The 16,684-nt window shown below is 54.9% G+C and carries 14 protein-coding genes; 6 read left to right on the top strand and 8 right to left on the bottom strand.

Annotated features, from left to right (window positions below):
• Positions 1-20: 20 nt before the first annotated feature.
• From ACO6VX_RS04990 to ACO6VX_RS04970, 5 genes are all read left to right on the top strand, one after another.
• Positions 21-767, top strand: a complete 747-nt coding sequence (locus ACO6VX_RS04990) for a fimbria/pilus periplasmic chaperone (protein ID WP_422457817.1) — start codon at positions 21-23, stop codon at positions 765-767.
• Positions 739-3,300 carry a fimbrial outer membrane usher protein gene (locus ACO6VX_RS04985; protein WP_422457816.1) on the top strand — a complete coding sequence of 854 codons (2,562 nt, stop codon included), beginning with the start codon at positions 739-741 and terminating at the stop codon, positions 3,298-3,300. Before ACO6VX_RS04990 ends, ACO6VX_RS04985 begins: the two co-directional genes overlap by 29 nt.
• 4 nt (positions 3,301-3,304) lie before the next feature.
• The gene (gene stbD / locus ACO6VX_RS04980) at positions 3,305-4,630 is read left to right on the top strand and encodes a fimbrial usher protein StbD (protein ID WP_422457814.1); all 1,326 of its coding nucleotides are present in this window, start codon (positions 3,305-3,307) and stop codon (positions 4,628-4,630) included.
• Entirely contained in the window at positions 4,596-5,312 is a 717-nt protein-coding gene (locus tag ACO6VX_RS04975) for a fimbrial assembly chaperone (protein WP_010670153.1), read from the top strand. Before stbD ends, ACO6VX_RS04975 begins: the two co-directional genes overlap by 35 nt.
• 224 nt (positions 5,313-5,536) lie before the next feature.
• Positions 5,537-5,872: a gamma-glutamylcyclotransferase family protein gene (locus tag ACO6VX_RS04970; RefSeq protein ID WP_422457813.1), complete on the top strand. Its 336-nt coding sequence runs from the start codon at positions 5,537-5,539 to the stop codon at positions 5,870-5,872.
• A 386-nt stretch (positions 5,873-6,258) separates the two neighbouring features.
• On the opposite strand, the gene ACO6VX_RS04965 is transcribed toward ACO6VX_RS04970, so the two are convergent.
• The 5 genes from ACO6VX_RS04965 to hipB form a co-directional block, all read right to left on the bottom strand.
• Positions 6,259-8,304 (bottom strand): FUSC family protein, encoded by a 2,046-nt coding sequence (locus ACO6VX_RS04965; protein ID WP_422457812.1) that lies wholly within the window; start codon positions 8,302-8,304, stop codon positions 6,259-6,261.
• A 75-nt stretch (positions 8,305-8,379) separates the two neighbouring features.
• On the bottom strand, positions 8,380-9,801 hold the full coding sequence (locus tag ACO6VX_RS04960; protein ID WP_422457811.1) for a M24 family metallopeptidase: 1,422 nt from the start codon (positions 9,799-9,801) through the stop codon (positions 8,380-8,382).
• Between the two features lie 171 nt (positions 9,802-9,972).
• A complete protein-coding gene (locus ACO6VX_RS04955; RefSeq protein ID WP_010244885.1) occupies positions 9,973-10,179 on the bottom strand; it encodes a type II toxin-antitoxin system MqsA family antitoxin in 207 nt (68 codons plus the stop codon).
• Between the two features lie 104 nt (positions 10,180-10,283).
• Positions 10,284-11,597 carry a type II toxin-antitoxin system HipA family toxin gene (locus ACO6VX_RS04950; protein WP_022625645.1) on the bottom strand — a complete coding sequence of 438 codons (1,314 nt, stop codon included), beginning with the start codon at positions 11,595-11,597 and terminating at the stop codon, positions 10,284-10,286.
• Positions 11,597-11,845 (bottom strand): type II toxin-antitoxin system antitoxin HipB, encoded by a 249-nt coding sequence (hipB, locus tag ACO6VX_RS04945; RefSeq protein ID WP_010244879.1) that lies wholly within the window; start codon positions 11,843-11,845, stop codon positions 11,597-11,599. The genes ACO6VX_RS04950 and hipB overlap by 1 nt, the downstream gene beginning before the upstream one ends.
• Positions 11,846-12,025: 180 nt before the next feature.
• Here hipB and ACO6VX_RS04940 point away from each other — a divergent pair, with 180 nt between their 5' ends.
• The gene (locus ACO6VX_RS04940) at positions 12,026-12,463 is read left to right on the top strand and encodes a GNAT family N-acetyltransferase (RefSeq protein ID WP_033787851.1); all 438 of its coding nucleotides are present in this window, start codon (positions 12,026-12,028) and stop codon (positions 12,461-12,463) included.
• A gap of 33 nt (positions 12,464-12,496) precedes the next feature.
• On the opposite strand, the gene ACO6VX_RS04935 is transcribed toward ACO6VX_RS04940, so the two are convergent.
• Genes ACO6VX_RS04935 through ACO6VX_RS04925 form a run of 3 tightly spaced genes read right to left on the bottom strand, consistent with a single transcriptional unit; the run spans position 12,497 to position 16,598 of the window.
• A complete protein-coding gene (locus ACO6VX_RS04935; protein WP_122888878.1) occupies positions 12,497-13,291 on the bottom strand; it encodes an inositol monophosphatase family protein in 795 nt (264 codons plus the stop codon).
• 23 nt (positions 13,292-13,314) lie between these two features.
• Positions 13,315-14,376, bottom strand: a complete 1,062-nt coding sequence (locus ACO6VX_RS04930) for an ABC transporter ATP-binding protein (protein WP_010244870.1) — start codon at positions 14,374-14,376, stop codon at positions 13,315-13,317.
• Positions 14,373-16,598 carry an ABC transporter permease gene (locus ACO6VX_RS04925; protein ID WP_422457808.1) on the bottom strand — a complete coding sequence of 742 codons (2,226 nt, stop codon included), beginning with the start codon at positions 16,596-16,598 and terminating at the stop codon, positions 14,373-14,375. Before ACO6VX_RS04925 ends, ACO6VX_RS04930 begins: the two co-directional genes overlap by 4 nt.
• Positions 16,599-16,684 lie beyond the last annotated feature (86 nt).

Raw genomic sequence — 16,684 nt, 5'->3', positions numbered from 1 at the left:
CCACGCTTGAGATATCCGACATGTATTCGCGCATTATGCTGTTCCCATTAAAAATGGTAATACTGATTTTTTTGATGACGTTTATTTCGGATAACGTCCAGGCAAGCGTCACTATTCTTGGCAGCCGAATTATTTATCCGGGTAATGCTCTCTCCGTCGATGTTCAGTTAAAGAATAACGATAATATTCCTTATGTCATTCAGGCCTGGCTTGATAATGGCAATATGGATTCGCAACCTGGCGATAAGAGTGACGTGCCTTTTATTATCACGCCACCGCTGTTTCGGATCCAGCCTCTGACCGGCCAGGTTTTAAGAATCCGATTCATACCTAATGTCTCATTACCACAGGATCGCGAGACGATTTACTGGTTCAACTCCCTGCAGATCCCCCCCGGTAATATTCAGGCGGAATCAGGCCGTAACAGTATTGTTTTAATGTTACGTAACCGCATGAAACTCTTTTATCGTCCTAAAGCGATTGGTCAGCCGGTTAATGTTTTCGACAGTGTAAAAGTAACGATGCAAAAAGAGGGGGTTGAAATCAACAACACTCAACCCTGGTATCTCTCACTTACAGAGGTTGCAATAAAAACAGCAGGCAAAAAAACAGCCTGCGAAGCCGAAATGATTGCACCCTTTGCCAAAAAAATAGTCAGGTGTAAACCGGCAACGCACTCTTTATCAGCTAATAGCGTGATTTCTCTTTCAGCAATGAATGACCAGGGAGCTAAAGTCAGTGAAGACTATCCGATTGCAGGCAGGTAATATCCGCATCTTTTTTTTGCCTCTCTGTGCATCATTTACTTTTTCAACGTATGGACACGCTGATGAGTACTATTTCGATCCTTCGCTGTTTAAAGGTTCCGCCTTTGGCCAGAATATTGATCAGTTTAATCATCAGACTATCGCCCCCGGAAACTATTATGTCGATATCTATGTTAACAATAAGCTGGTTAAAAGCGGCGTCACCCTGACCTTTCTGTCAGCAGAGAAAGGTCAGCCGATAGAACCTTGTCTCCCGCTGACGGTGGCTGAATCATTAAGCCTTAAGTCACTGAATAAATCCTCAGCCAGCGAGGGCTGTCAGCCCTTGCGTCACTGGTCATCAGCGGCCCGCTGGCAATTTGATCAGGCTTCACTGCGGCTGCAGTTCACCATTCCGGATGCGGAGTTAATTCATCTTCCCAGGGGAAATATTCCCGTCGCCGAATGGGATAAAGGGATCTCCGCCCTTTTCATCCGGCATAACACCAATTATAGCTGGACGGAAAATACCGCTTCCGGTTACAGATACCAGTATCTCTGGAGTGGCATCACGGCGGGCACTAATATTGATAACTGGCAGCTGCGCCATCAGGGCAATCTGCGGTTTATCGACAATAACGTTACCGGCAGTGACGTTCGCTACACAACGGTCAGAACCTGGCTTCAGCGCCCCATTGAACCGCTGAACAGTCTGCTGACACTGGGCGACAGCTATACAGAAAGTTCGCAGTTTGGCAGCCTTTCTTATAATGGCATTAAGCTCACTACCGATGAAAGGATGCGTCCGCAAAGCCGGCGTGGTTATGCGCCCGAAATTCGCGGTGTGGCCTCCTCCAGTGCCCGGGTTATCGTCAGACAACTGAATCGCGTTATTTATGAGACCAGCGTGGCGCCTGGTCCCTTCGTGATCAACGATTTGTACAATACCCGAAGCCAGGGCGATCTCGATGTTGAGATTATTGAAGCCAATGGCAAAACGTCCTCGTTTACCGTTCCTTATGCCTCTGTGCCTGATTCGGTCAGGCCGGGAAACTGGCATTACTCGGTTGCACTGGGTCGGGTACGGCAATTCTACTCAGTTAATAACACCTTCTTCGAAGGGCTGTTGCAGCGCGGTATCAGTAACCGACTGACCGCTACGGCAGGATCGCGGCTGGCTCAGGACTATCAGGCCTGGCTGCTTGGCGGTGTCTGGACTTCGGCAGCGGGCGCAGTGGGATTAAACACCACCTTTTCTGATGCAAAGGTCGCACAGAACAGAAATGCTTCGGGATGGCGCGCCGAGCTGAGCTACAGCAAAACCTTTGCTACCGGCACCAACCTGGTCCTGGCCGCCTATCGTTACTCAACCAGCGGTTATCGCGACCTGCAGGATGTGCTGGGCGTTCGGCGCCAGCAGGACAATGGCATCAGTTACTATTCAGATACGCTGCATCAGCGTAATAATTTTTCTGTGACCCTGAGTCAGTCAATGGCCGATTATGGCTTAATCAGCCTGAGCGGCAGCACGGCGGATTACTATAATAACCGGTCACGTATTACTCAGCTTCAGTTAGGTTACAGCAACAGCTGGAATAACATCAGTTACAGTCTCAACGTTGCCCGTCAGCGTACGACCTGGAATTATGATCGTTTCGGGCTGAACCTGGACGATGGTGATAACGCATACCGCGAGAAATATACCGAAAATACCGTTTCACTGAATGTCTCGGTTCCGCTGAACTGGGGCAATCACACTACCTCAGTGGCCTATAACTACAACCAGTCTAAAGAAACGCGCAATTCGACGCTCTCACTGACCGGTTCATCTGGCGAGAACAATCAGCGATCCTGGTCCCTGTATGGCGGAACCGAAAATACGCAAAGTAACAGCGGCCACAGTGTCTCGTTCGGCGGAAATATTCAGCAGAATACGCGCGCAGGCGCGGTCAGAGCGAATTATGGTCAGGGGGATAATTATCGCCAGGCTGGATTAGGGCTTTCTGGTACGTTGCTGATTCATCGCGGCGGCGTCACCGCCGGACCTTATACCAGCGACACTTTTGCGCTTATTCATGCGGATGGTGCCCAGGGCGCCAGCGTACGCAATGGTCAGGGTGCCGTCATTGATCATTTTGGTTACGCTATCCTGCCGTCGCTGACGCCATATCAGGCCAACACCGTCAGCCTTGATACACGCTATATGAATGCTGATGCCGAATTAAGCGGCGGAAGCCAGCGCGTTGTGCCCTATGCCGGTTCCGTTACCCGAATTAATTTTGCCACGCTGCAGGGTAAGGCCGTCTTAATCGCGCTCAAAAATGAAGATCATGAAATCCCGCCAATGGGCACCGAGGTCCGTGATGCTGATAATACCGTGATAGGTATTGTGGGCCAGGGTGGGCAATTATATGCACGTGTACCGCATGACTCTGGAACCTTAAAGGTAAACTGGGAATATAAGGGCAATAAAACATGTTTTGTTAATTATCAAATAACCGGTCGCGTGAATGAGAATATTGTTCGCCTGGATGCTGTCTGCCATAAGGGTTAATCGTGTGAGAATCGAAAAATATTTCCTGTATATCTTATTATTGCTGTTCAATGTGCCCACCTGGGCTAATTGCAGCGTTGTTACCGCCACATCCTCGTTGTCTCAAAGCGCGATTGCAGCTGGTTATACCGCCGCCTACTGGACCGGCGCTTGCGACACCTGCTCAGGGAATGTGGGCCTGCCATCTGTGATCAGCATCAATAGCGGAAAGACCTTCCAGCCCTCTGGCACACTGCTGGCCAGCTCGGTAGGCAGCTTTCTGTCATCGGCCAGCAATGTTTCCTACTCAGCTAACCAGATTCTTTACCGCTGCGCCTTGGCAGATGCAGACAGTTTGTATGAGATGTATGCTACCAATGGTGACAGCCCCTATGCCGGTCAATATATTACCTCTGAAGTGGACGGCGCCTATTATGATGTCGCTGCAAATGTTGCCGTCAGGCTAACTAACCTGACAACCGGCGAATATTACAGTCGCTACTGGAAAGCCCGACAGCTGACAGCCAGTGACTGGTATTCTGATGGCACCTATATTTATATTCCGGCCAGTGCTTTCAGCAATGTGCTGTATGAAATGTTTAAAATAGACTCTACCCGCTATTACGCCAGCAACAGCAATCGCTATGTGGACAACTGGACACAACCTCGCGGATATATTGCTTTTAAAGGACCCGGGCTGGATACCAATAATCTGAAAGTGGGCCAGGATAGTCTCTCTTACTGGTATGGTTTTTACCGTAACTGGCCCGCTGCCTGGAGCACCTTCTCAAATGTCACCTATGTGCGTGGCGCGCTATGCGAAGTCCAGGATTATCCTTCGGTGGTGCTGCTGCCGACCGTAAGCGTGAATACCCTTGCCGCGGGCGGGAAAAGTCAGGCTCCTTTTACTATTACTATCCAGTGCGAGTCCGGTGCCATCTCCGGCACCAGTACATCGACGATCACGTCAGCAAATGTCGCTATGGGCTTTCTCGTTAACCAGTCAAATGCGGTGACGCAGGCAAGAAATCTGGGGCTGAGTACAGCTGGCGGCGGGCTAACCTGGCTGCTGGATACCCACTATGGTAGCAGCGCTGCCGCCTCCGGCGTCGGTATAAAAATTTATGACAGTCATAATATGGCGCTCAATTTACTGCCTGACAGAACAGTGACGGGCACGGGCAACAGCCGTGGCTGGTATGCCTATAAAGATTTAACGTCGCAAATCTCCTCAGGAGGCGCTGATATTTACAGTGGTGATTTCACCGCCTCTCTTGAAGCGCTCAGCGGGCAAACTATTACAGCAGGAACAGTCAATGCGCAGTTACAGGTTGTGGTCAGTTTTCAGTAACGTCGTTGTGTTATCTGGCGTCCTGCTCTCATTCAGCGTCTGGGCGGTGGTCAATGTGGATAAAACCCGGATCGTTTTCAATCAATCGGATCTGAGCCAGTCTGTTAACGTCGTCAACAGCGGCGGAAACGAAACGTATTTGCAAATCTGGACAGATGACGGTGACCTGACTCTCTCACCCGACGCCAGCATCACGCCCGTCATAGTCATACCGCCGGTGGTAAAAATGTATCCGGGAGAAATGCGATCGTTGCGTCTGGTACTCACTTCACGTCAGGCGCTGCCAGCGGACAAAGAGAGCCTCTACTGGTTAAATATTTATCAGATCCCTGCGCTGAAAAAAGAGCTTAACGCGGCTGAACGTAAAGTGGTGTTACCGCTGCGAATCCGGCTAAAAATCTTTATACGGCCTGAGGGACTAAACGCCCCGCTGACCACCGATCCGGAAAAGCTCCGTTTCGCGGTAAAGGGAAATAAAATCGCCATAACCAACCCTACTCCCTGGTTCATGAGCATGAATGTCTATTCTGAAGGTCAGCAATCAATAAAAAATCTCACTCTTGCCCCACAATCTGATGCTTACATTGACAGTCACACTCTGCCGAAACCCGGTGAGTCAGTGAGTTATGCGGTGATCAATGACCAGGGGATTCCGGTTAACTACACGACAACCTTGAAGTAACCGGACGGGAGTGCCCTCTGCCGACAGGCAGAGTGCACATAAATCCGACCTTTTGCGGCAGTCCAGGGCGTCGCTACATGAATTCTGCGCATCTGATGGGGCTGGCAGTACGCAGAATTTACCTGCGCATGGCGTTTTGAGAGGCTGAAGAGGCAGTTCCGCAAGACAATCCATTTTAGCCGCGCTAGAGTTGCTGGCTTCCACTGTTTCAACGACGAGAAAAAATGAAACGCTTATTTGTCTATGGCACGCTCTGTCCGGGCCGCGAGAATGCCCATATCCTGGAAAATATTGGCGGAGAATGGCTGGCCGGTTCGGTGAACGGTACCTTCTATCAGCGCGGCTGGGGCGCAGCGGCTGATTTTCCGGGCATCGTTCTGGATGAGCACGGCACCGACGTGCCGGGTTATCTGTTTCTCTCCGACCAGCTGGACGCCCACTGGCCGATGCTGGATGCGTTTGAAGATGGCTACGATCGCGTCGAAGTTTGTGTTTCTGCCGAAGATAATCGGCAATACAGTGCGTGGATTTATCAGCTTCAGCCGCAGGAAAGCCGCTGAGCTATTACCGCTGAACTTTTCCTGCATCAACCCTGCTTTCCTGCAGTGAGATGCGCGCGCCCTGCTCTTATTGCAGGCTTCTGGCGCAGCAGGACGCGTTTATGATCGGTACCAATCAGCGTGCCTGGCTAAAGAATTGAATGCAACAGACTGAATTAAAAGCGGTAAAATGCCTGCGCTTCAACGCTCAGGCCATTGCTGGCCATTTTTACAAACCAACCTTTCCACTCTGCTGACCTTATTTTCCTGCAAGACAAATAAATGGGCACGTTGCCTGATTCTCAATTTAATTAAGATTTAATGTATGATGTAACTAAAATGAGTTCGTCCGCTTTGGTCCCGCTTTACGCTATCTTAAATCCACCAGCCAGCCCTGTTATACCGGGTTAATCTGGCCAGCGCTGATGTGGAAACAGTGATACCCGAATATTAAACAGATGGATTAAGGGCGCAACAGCCACACTCTCCTCTCGGGAGATCGGCTCCAGTTTTAGCAGCAACAGATCCAGTTCTTCCAGCAGATCCTGATGTGGCGCTAACTGCAGCGACTTCATCTTGCGCTTCAGGTATAGCGCCAGCTCGTGAAACATCTGACCACTATCAATCTGATGACTCTCCAGCACCTCACGATAACGTGCGTAGAAGTCATAACAGTTGGCGCCCAGCCAGGTTTCAGTAATCAGATACCCCCCCACCACGATATCCGGCACCGGATCGAGCCTTTTACGCGGCAGAATGATATTCACCCGGTCGAGCATCCGCGCAATAAATTGCTGCCGTGACAGTAGCGTGGCGGAATTGCGCTCCACCATTTTAATAAACCCTAACAGATCGCGCAGCCCTCGTTGCACCGCTCTTCTGGCTATCCATGACGGCCGTTTGTTGCGGATCAACGCCGTCAGCACTACCGCAAACATAATCCCCACCATCGAGGAGATGGCCGCATTCAGCGTGACGATCAGATTCGGGACATAGTGATGGCTTAAGCCGATAAAACCGGGGATCTGGATGGCGACACTCAGCCCTACCAGATTGGTCGCCGGATTGGCAATCACCAGGCTCAGCAGCATCAGACCGGGCAGCAGTATGATCATCAGCGCCTGTAAGGTATTGGCCTGCGGGATCAGAAAAGCGATGTAGAACAGGCTGACCACCAGCGCAATCATCACCCCTTTCACGAACAGCTTCATCGGCGTTACCGGGGAATCGACACCAGCAAAAAATGAACTGATAATCGCCGCCATTAGAGGTGCATTCGCCCCATCGGCCCAGCCGCTGCCAATCCAGAACAGGCTGGAGAGGAAGGTCGCCAGAAATGCCGTCAGCGCGGACAGCCGTAACAGTCCCTTGTCGATATGCCGGTGTTCCCGGATATTGCGGATCGCCGCCCCATCCCCGTGGCTGTAGAGATCCCCTGCGCGCGCACTGACATTCTCATAAGCATCGGCAATGCGCACAAAGTTAGCCAGCCGCTCCAGCAGACCAATCAGCAGCAGGCTCTCTTCGGTTGCCAGCAGCCCGGCCCGCCATTCGTGCTCCAGGGTTGCCTGACTGGCAGCAATCGCTTCACGCAGTCCGGCAATATCGTTAATCCGATCGTGATGCAGCCACAACAGGAACTGCTGAAACACGTCGGTGACGCACGGCGGAAAACGAATATTCAGTTCGGCCAGCACACCCAGCCGTGATTCAATCGCCGTCAGTGTCGGCAGCAGATAAGTCAGATGCTGATACTGTACGCTGACCAGACGGATGACATTACGCGCCGCTTCGCCCTCATAGACGCAGTGGGTCAGCAGCGTTTCAACATTCAACGGATATCCCGCCATCTGAATCAGGATATCTTCGCGCTCCAGCGATTTGTTCTTTGCCATTCCGCTGATCAGTTCATCACAGAGTTTGCGCGCGTTCTGAAACCAGAGATTAACGCTCTGCCCCAGCAGATGATGCATCGAAACCGGAAACACCAGCCGGTGAACCAGCGTGCTGCAAAGGATGCCCAGCGTAATCTCCTCAATACGTGAAACTACGGTGTTGATGATTGCCAACGGTGACTCAACGTCTGGAAATCCCATAATCGCTGCGCTGTAGCCGGCCAGCATAAAGATATAGCTCTTCGGCGTGCGGTCATGCAGAGAGAGCCAGAGGCAAACCGTTACCCATAGCGATACGCACAGGCTGAACAACACTGGCGACTGCACCGTTTCGGGGTAGATCAGCAGAATAAAGATGCCGCCCAGCAGCGTGCCCAGCAGGCGAAACAGCGATTTCGAGACGGTCGATGCTGCATAGAGTTGCGAGGTGACAAACACCGTGGTCAGCGCCCAGGCGGGTTTTTCGAAGTTAAGAACGAGCGCCACAGAGAGTGCGATAAACGCGGCAAAGGAGGTTTTGCAGGCAAACAAAACCGCGTTTTTGGTAAACCATTTCATCGAATGAGAGCAACCAGGAACTTTCTGAGGCGCGTATCCTGACAGATGCGCCTGCGTTTTACTCTCAGTTAAATTTTACAAATTATTACCGGCCGCATCAGGCCGGTTAAGCCCCTGCTGGCGCACCAGTGCACGGCGCTTATCCAGTAAAAAAGGGCGCAGATAGCCTACCGTGTTCGAGAGCAAAATCACCTCTTCGGCAAGCTCAATCTTCAGCACGTCTGTCAGATACGCTTTGCGCTGAGTCATTCGCTGCCAGAGATCGGGAAAACGATGCGCCAGCTCATCACGCAACGCCGCGTCCGCCAGTCCGACCGTATCCTCGATACTGCAGCCGCCATAACCCGGCACCGACGGGATAATATCGATCTGCAGCAGCATACCGCTTTTCAGTGTCACGGCTGAATCGGGATAGATGGGCGAGCTTAGCCACTCTTCGTCAGCCACCAGATGCCCCGGATTAAGATGCCAGCCATACTGCGCTTTCGGCAGCACCGTTTCGATAAGCGAATAGAGTTCGCCGCCGGTGATCCCGATCCGCAGCTGCTCCAGCCAGCTGACCACCGCGTGATAATAGGGGATCGCCAGCCGGGTCAGCCAGTCGGAGACGTTACACTGTAACTCAGAAGCTTCACTGACCACGTAAGCCGAGCGGCTGGTCAGCCCGCCTTTGTAGCCGGTGGTAAGAGAAAGCTTGTCGCCTGTCGCAATCCGTTTATCAGACGGATAGAGCCGGGCCTGGGCGAAACGATCGCCGGTCGCGGCAATCGTCACCACCGTGTTTGGCTGCCCTTCTGCGTTCAGACGTGCGCCTAACGCCTTCTCTGTGACGCCCGGCGCTACGCTATCCAGCGCAGCCAGCATCGCGGTTGAAGCAAGATTGGCCCCCGCCTCATAAAACGCCACTTCATCGGCGCCGTTAACGCAGCGTGCACCGTTGTCAGGCGAGATAAACAATCCGGTGGCGTTTACCAGTTGCGCATCGCCGCCCGCTGCCTGCGCCGCCGCGGCATAGATGAACTGCGGCAGATCAAACATCCCTTGCTGCCTGCCGGTAAATAACTTCCAGCCCACCAGCCCGGTGCGTTCTCCCGCCACTATCCCTGCCTCTGTTAACAGCTGATCCAGGGGCTGCTCCCCGCGCATAGGCTGGTTGGGCAGAGAAAAGACCGCCGCATGCAGACAGCGTCCCGGATTGCGGGCAAACGGCACCAGCTTGAGGTTCTCATTACCCATGATATAGGTGAGCTCGCCCTGCTGAGTCACCACCAGCAGCGCCTCCTCGAAGCGCGGAATGAATCCCGCCAGATACTCAAAATTGCTGCCGTGCTCTTTGTCGGCATAGATAATCAGTTGCGCAATCTGCTGCTGCTGCATCCGCTCAATAATGGCGGCCAGACGGCGATGCAGTGTTTCATCAGATATTACAGGGCTGGCAGCACCGGGAAATGCCGGCGGTGACGGGATTGTTTCCAGGGCATAGCGATTGGCATCCATAACGCACTCCAGTGGCCAGATTGACGGGGTTTGATTTCCATTCCCAGGGTAAACCTGAGGTTTAACCTGTAGGGTGCCACAATCACACAACTTACTCGTTGCGTGTTATCAAAAGAGGGACATCCCCCTGTAACAGAAACAAAGAAGCCCGCGCTAAGCGGGCTCTCTATGTTATTTGATGGGCACGCCTGCATTCTCCAGCGCTTCAGCCTTTTCGGGATATAACTCCGACGTTCCGGCATTCATAATCACCGCTCCACAGCGGATGCAGTGATCGCCCTTCACATCTGGCACAACGTCCTCCGGATTACCCGTATTAAGACTGACGTCGCGCGTGGCGTACACAAACGCCTCTCCTTCACATCCCGGACACTTCATACCATGACTCTCCTGTTAAGCCTGTCAGATAAGCATAGCCGACAGGCTTTTAGCCATACACATGAGGAGAGGTTTTTCAGGATATTGCCAGCTCATAAGCGCCATCACTCTTTGTGCCGCAGCCGCTCCAGCATAATCAGTGAATGACTAAAAATGGCGTCGGCGATGTGCTGCGGGAAATCGGGCGGCAAGGCATCGCGCACCGAGACCACTGCCTGGGGAAAGGCCTTAATAAAGAAGTCGAAGATCTGCTGCAAACTGTCACGATCAAAACTGACGCTTTTTGCCGTGGCGATAAAATGGCGCGGGAAGATTTTGTCGATCTCTGTCTTCTTCCCCTTAGTGGCACGCAGACCCATCGCCAGTTTCAGCGCTCGCTTGTTCAGACCGGTGCCGCCCAGTACCGGATAAGCGGAGATCACATCATAAAAGGGAGTCAGTCGATAACTGCCGCCGCGCTCAATAAACAGTGAGAAGTTCTTGGCGTGACCGTCGGTTGCGCCAATCAGCCACTGAAACACCTGGAACATCATAAAGCGATAGCGATCTTCGATGGCGTTGCTCGATCCCATCAGTATCTGCATGATCTCCGCAATGCCTGGCCCGCCATCCGACTCATATTTGGTTGAAGATGGCAGTCCCAGCGCCTGACAGAAATCCTCCTGCGGCAGGCGAATCAACCGGGTTTTATCGCGTGACCAGCGGCGGTCGAAACGTTCTACCGCCAGGGCGCGCATCTGTCCGGCACGAATAATCGTTGCCTGCGGCACGTCGATACCGAGTGCACGGGCCAGCGCCAGACAGAGATACTCATTCTCCACACTTTCACGCATATCCAGCGTCGCGGCCGGCTGTTTAATCTCTCCGATCGGCAGCTTAATGATGTGCGAGGTGGGCGTGGCACCGGCAGGAATGCTCCAGCCTTCATCGGTCAGCAGCAGTGCGGTTTTCTCCTGCGCCCCCGCGACCGAGATACGGAAATCGGTCTCTTCACGCAGCATCCCCAGCGGGATATCTGACTGATAGGCCGACAGCACGCTTTCGAGCCGGGTTTCATCCAGCACTTCATAGCGGGCCTGCAGTGCGGGCAGTGGCATATCGGGCGGCAGCAGCATAGTCGCCCCGACGCTGTCACGTCCCACTTCCTGCAACAGATCAAAGGGCTGACGGGATTTAATCTGGTAACGCGCCACGATTCTGTCGCGAATCAATGGGCTATCCGGCAGCAGATTATCGAAGAAGTTAATCACGGCGTGTGAGGTGAGAGCCTTTACCTGCAACGGCATCGAAAGTGACAGCGGCCTGGAGAGCGGATTACTCAGCCAGCCGGTATCATACTGAAACTCATGAGCGCCGTTTCGCTGCCGGGTGAGTACGCCTACCCGCTCGCCGTTCATCCACGCAATCAGCCTTTGCATTACCACTCATCCTCATCATGCAGCTGAGGCGCACCGGCCTCCTCTTTCTCCTGAACTTCCAGACTCAGCTCCAGCGACTGTAACAGCTTAAACAGCGTTGCCAGCGAGGTACTGTCAGGGGCATTTTCAAAGTGAGAGATGGTGGCCTGTTTCAGGCCGACCTTTTTCGCCAGCTCACTTTGGGTCCAGCCATTACGCTGACGAATGAGCTTTAGCCGGTTTGCCAGCTGTAGCGGGCTGTATATCATGGGGTGGCTCCTTCTGGATCACAGGCTGTAAGCATAGCGCAGGGGCATTATCCCCGACAGGGTATAAAACAGCTTTTACCCCCTGAAGGGGATAACAATTACTTTATACCCTATAGCGGATAATCGCACAATTATCCTTTGCAGGGGATAAGCCGGAACCACGAATAAAAGAGGACGAGGATGAGCACATTTACCCTTACCCATCAGGTCAACGACGACGATCGGGAAGAGTTGCTGGCAGGACTGGGGGCTTACAACCGGCAATTTATCAGCCGCGATAACTGGGGACCGCTGTCGGTTTCTCACAGGGACGAACAGGGAACGTTGCGCGGGGGAGTGATCGCCGCACGCAAAGGAAACTGGCTCTGTATCGATTATCTCTGGGTGGACGAAACGCTCCGTGGCAGTGGTCTGGGCAGCGCACTGCTGGAAGCCGCAGAGCAGGAGGCGGGAAAGATGGGATGTCTCTATGCGCTGGTGGATACCTTTAGTTTTCAGGCCCTGCCGTTTTATCAGAAACAGGGTTATCAGCCGCAGATGTCCCTGCCCGATTTTCCGCAAACCGGTATGCAGCGTCACTATCTGACCAAAACGTTACGGCCAAGGGCATCACGCTGACCGCAGTACCATCAGCGTGACAGGGTCACATAATTACAAACCGGCAATGCGCCGCAGATCTGCTTCTGCTCCCGGTGCCACGGCCAGGACCTGCGCGCCTTTAGTGATGCGATTGCCTTCGGTGTTAAACGGGTGGTACCAGCCGCCCGCCTCTTTCACCAGGCAGTAACCCGCCAGGCAATCCCAGGCGTGCATATAGGGTTCGTAGTAACCCACGACCCGACCGGCGGCAACCCAGGCCAGCATCAGTGCGCCGGAACCAATGCGGATAAAGTTACCGCCTGCCGACAGCAGCGCTGCCACAATCTCGCCTACCTGCTGCGGGCTGACATAACTGTTGGCACCAAAACCGGTAACGTGGTTTTGCAGCGTGCGTGTGGGATCGACCTGCAGACGATGACCGTTGAGCGTCGCGCCCTGCCCCAGTGCCGCCACGTAGCACTCCTGATAGGTCGGCGCGAAAATCACCCCGATGACCGGCACATCGCCGCGCAGTACCGCGACGGAAACACACCAGCTCGGCATCCCATTGAGAAACGGGCTGGTGCCATCGATCGGATCAACCACCCAGGTGTAGTCAGACTCTCCCGCCTGCAGTCCCGACTCCTCACCCAGAAAGCCATCATCGGGAAACGCATCCCGTATACGGCTGGCGATCAGCTGCTCCACTTCACGGTCAGCAATCGACACCACATCCTGCAAATCGTACTTGGTCTCCACCACCAGCATCTCGCGACGGTTGAAGTAAGATAACGCCGTCGCGCCACCTTCACGGGCAACGGCTTCCGCTAAAGCCAGACGCGCCATTATTTCATCATGCGATTCCATGCGAACTCCTTGAGTTAGTCAGATTAACGGGCAATCAGGGCAAGGCCCTGCGGCTTAAAGTTGACGCCAACTGTAGTGGCGAGCGGCAGACGCTGTTCCATCTGCGGATCGATAATGAACAGCGCGCCCAGTTCGGTGGCGACTTCATATTCGATATGGTCACCCAGCCAGGTGCTGTGAATGACCTCCCCCTGCAGCGCCCCCTGACCGTCGCCGGACAATGTAATAAACTGCGGTCGCACCGCCAGCTGAGCACAGCCGGTTTTTGCACCGGCACCTCGTACCCGGAAGCGCTGATTACCCAGGCGGACCAGCGCGTCATCCGCATCCGCCTCTTCCACTTCACAGGGCAGAATATTCGCCTCTCCCATAAAGTCCGCGATAAAGACCGAATTAGGTGAATGGTAAAGCGTCTCCGGCGCGCCCTGCTGGGCAATATCCCCCTCTTTCATGACAATAATCTTATCGGAGACCGCCAGCGCCTCCTCCTGGTCATGGGTCACGTAAACCGCCGTAAACCCGAGCCGCTGCTGCAGATCGCGGATGTCGGTGCGCACCCGACGGCGCAGACGCTCATCAAGGTTCGACAGCGGCTCATCGAGTAGCAGCACCTGCGGTTCCAGCACCAGCGCGCGGGCGACCGCAATACGCTGCTGCTGTCCGCCAGAAAGCTCCGACGGCAGCCGCTGCCCCTGACTCTCCAGACCCACCAGCTTCAGCCCCTCGCGCGCCCTATCCTGCGCCTCGCGTTTGTTCATGCCCGAGGAAAGCAGCCCGTAGAGAATATTGTCGATGGCGTTCATATGGGGAAACAGCGCGTAGGACTGAAACACCATCGCCACGTCGCGCTCGTTGGCGGGCAGATGGGTGACATCTTTGCCGCCAATCAGAATCCGCCCTGCGGTGGGATGCTCCAGCCCGGCCAGCAGTCGCAGCGTAGTGGTCTTGCCGCAGCCGGACGGCCCGAGCAGCGTCACCAGCGTACCCGGCTCTACGGTGAGCGACAGATCCGGCACGGCAGTAAAACCGGCAAAACGCTTTGCGACATGTTCAAACACCACCGATCCGGCGTTAATGGTCGTCATACGGCTCTCTCCTGAGTCAGAGTGGATGCAGAGGGTGCGGCAATAATCACCGCCGGTTGGGTTGCACGACGCAGGCGACGTTCGCCCACCAGCAGCTGGAAAAGGCCAATGATCAGCAGCATCACCACTATCAATACCGAGGAGTAGGCAATCGCCACGCCATACTCACCGTTCTCCACCAGCCCGACAATGTACGAGGTCGCCATGTTGTACTGGGCGCTGACCAGGAAAATCACCGCGCTGATAGAGGTAATGGCCCGCACAAAGGCGTACACCAGCGCGGCGCTGATGGCCGGTTTCAGCAGCGGCAGCACCACTTTGCGCAGGGTACGGAAACTGTTTGCGCCCAGCGTCAGTGAAGCTTCATCCAGGCTTTTATCCAGCTGGCTCATCGCCGCAATACCGCCACGCACGCCGACCGGCATATTACGGAAGACAAAGCAGGCGATCAGGATCATCGCGGTACCGGTGATCTCCAGCGGCGGCAGGTTATACGCCATCACATAGCTCACACCAATCACCGTGCCGGGAATGGCAAAGCTCAGCATCAGCATGAATTCAAAGGTCTGACGACCGGCAAACTTCTGTCGCACAATCAGCCAGGCGGTCAGCAGTCCGACAATGGCCGTGAGGGGCGCGGCGATCAGGGCGATCTCCAGCGTGGTCCAGAAAGAGCTCCAGGCAACGCCGCTCCAGACCAGTTGCCCCTGATTAACGCTGACGCTAAAGGCGCGAATGTAGTGATCCAGCGTCAGGTCGTTATTCAGCCCCCAGGACTGCACAAAGCCGCCAATCATGATCATGCCGTAGATCACCAGGGTGAACAGACCCCAGGGTATTACCATGCCATAGACGCTGTAGCGCACCGGACGCGGCAGCATCACATGACGGCCGCCGTCGCCTTTGCCGGTGACAGTGGCGAAGCTTTTGCCGGAGAGCCAGACGCGCTGCACCAGAAAAGCGGCCAGGGTGAAGCCCAGCAGGATCATCGCCAGCACCGCCGCGCGACTCGGGTCGTTCTGTGCGCCAACCACGGAGAAGAAGATCTCCGTCGACAGCACGCCGTGACTGCCGCCCAGCACCATCGGGTTACCGAAATCGGCCATGCTTTCGATAAAGCTGATTAAGAAGGCGTTGGCCAGCCCCGGCGCCATCAGCGGCAGCGAGATGCGGGAGAAAGTGCGCCAGCGGCTGGCACGCAGGGTCTGTGACGCCTCTTCCAGTGACGGACTGACGCCCTCGACCACCCCAATCAGCACCAGAAAGGCGATGGGGGTAAAGGAGAGCACCTGGGCAATCCAGATGCCGGTCATGCCATAGAGCCAGCGGCCCGGCTCGATGCCGAACAGCGTCGCCAGCGATTCGGTGACCACGCCGGAGCGGCCAAACAGCAGGATCAGCGCCAGACCGATGACAAACGGCGGCGTGATAATCGGCAGAATGGTCAGCATCCGCAGCGCTTTTTTACACGGCAGCGAGGTGCGCGTCGCCGCCAGTGCAAACGCCAGTCCCAGCAGCGTAGCGCCACTGGCCGTCATCAGCGCCAGTCCCAGCGTGCGCCAGGCGGTGCCGCAGGTGCCGCCGGTAAAACAGCCGAGGCTCCAGATGGCGGGATCCTGCATATTGGCAATCAGTCCGTCAGGTTTAAAACTGCCATCAATATCCTGCACCGAGGCGACAAACAGGCTCAGCACCGGATAGAGCACAAAGGTCGTAACCAGCGCCACCAGCAGCACAATCGACGCCACCACAAAGGCATCGCCTCTCAGCACGCCGCGCTCCGCCAGGGCAAAGGCGAAAATCAGCAAAAATATGGTCAGCAACAGCAGCGCACCCGCGCCCATCGCGGGTTGTCCCTGCGCCAGCGGGCCGGTGAGGTTCTCCAGCCATAACCAGTTCCAGCCACTGAAACCGATGGCATGCCCTTCCAGCACCAGAAACAGAATGCCGCAGGTGCTGAACAGCAGCAGCAGCGTGCTGCGGGTGCGGCCCGGGGGCAGAAAGGCGCTGCCAGCACAGAGCAGCCACAGCGCCACGGCGATGCCCAGCCAGCTGTGTAACGCGAGCTGCCCCAGCGCAGGCGCATTGTTCTCATCACCCCATAAGCTGAACAGCCAGTCACCCGAGAAGAAGCCCTCCTCCAGGCTATACCAGGGCAGCAGCGTCAGCGCGATGGCGCCCGCCAGCAGCGCGCCGGTTAAGCGACGATTGTGCGCATTCATAAATCACCTCGATCAGGAAGCGGACATCAGGCTTACGCCACCGCGGTCTGGCACAGACCCGGCTCAGGTGGCCGGGGCGCACCACC

The organism is Pantoea sp. BJFS-204, from assembly GCF_049310725.1.
GTDB classification, from domain to species: Bacteria; Pseudomonadota; Gammaproteobacteria; order Enterobacterales; family Enterobacteriaceae; genus Pantoea; species Pantoea agglomerans.
The sequence above is the reverse complement of the archived record's forward strand: the minus strand, read 5'-3'. Positions and strand labels throughout refer to the sequence as shown.

Bases quoted from the DNA above. Each gene is read 5' to 3' on its own strand.
- ACO6VX_RS04940 (WP_033787851.1), top strand. From the start codon at position 12,026: ATGAGCACATTTACCCTTACCCATCAGGTCAACGACGACGATCGGGAA.
- ACO6VX_RS04930 (WP_010244870.1), bottom strand. From the start codon at position 14,376: ATGACGACCATTAACGCCGGATCGGTGGTGTTTGAACATGTCGCAAAG.
- ACO6VX_RS04955 (WP_010244885.1), bottom strand. From the start codon at position 10,179: ATGAAGTGTCCGGGATGTGAAGGAGAGGCGTTTGTGTACGCCACGCGC.
- ACO6VX_RS04960 (WP_422457811.1), bottom strand. From the start codon at position 9,801: ATGGATGCCAATCGCTATGCCCTGGAAACAATCCCGTCACCGCCGGCA.
- ACO6VX_RS04965 (WP_422457812.1), bottom strand. From the start codon at position 8,304: ATGAAATGGTTTACCAAAAACGCGGTTTTGTTTGCCTGCAAAACCTCC.
- ACO6VX_RS04935 (WP_122888878.1), bottom strand. From the start codon at position 13,291: ATGGAATCGCATGATGAAATAATGGCGCGTCTGGCTTTAGCGGAAGCC.
- ACO6VX_RS04970 (WP_422457813.1), top strand. From the start codon at position 5,537: ATGAAACGCTTATTTGTCTATGGCACGCTCTGTCCGGGCCGCGAGAAT.
- ACO6VX_RS04925 (WP_422457808.1), bottom strand. From the start codon at position 16,598: ATGAATGCGCACAATCGTCGCTTAACCGGCGCGCTGCTGGCGGGCGCC.
- hipB (WP_010244879.1), bottom strand. From the start codon at position 11,845: ATGATATACAGCCCGCTACAGCTGGCAAACCGGCTAAAGCTCATTCGT.
- ACO6VX_RS04990 (WP_422457817.1), top strand. From the start codon at position 21: ATGTATTCGCGCATTATGCTGTTCCCATTAAAAATGGTAATACTGATT.
- ACO6VX_RS04950 (WP_022625645.1), bottom strand. From the start codon at position 11,597: ATGCAAAGGCTGATTGCGTGGATGAACGGCGAGCGGGTAGGCGTACTC.
- ACO6VX_RS04975 (WP_010670153.1), top strand. From the start codon at position 4,596: ATGCGCAGTTACAGGTTGTGGTCAGTTTTCAGTAACGTCGTTGTGTTA.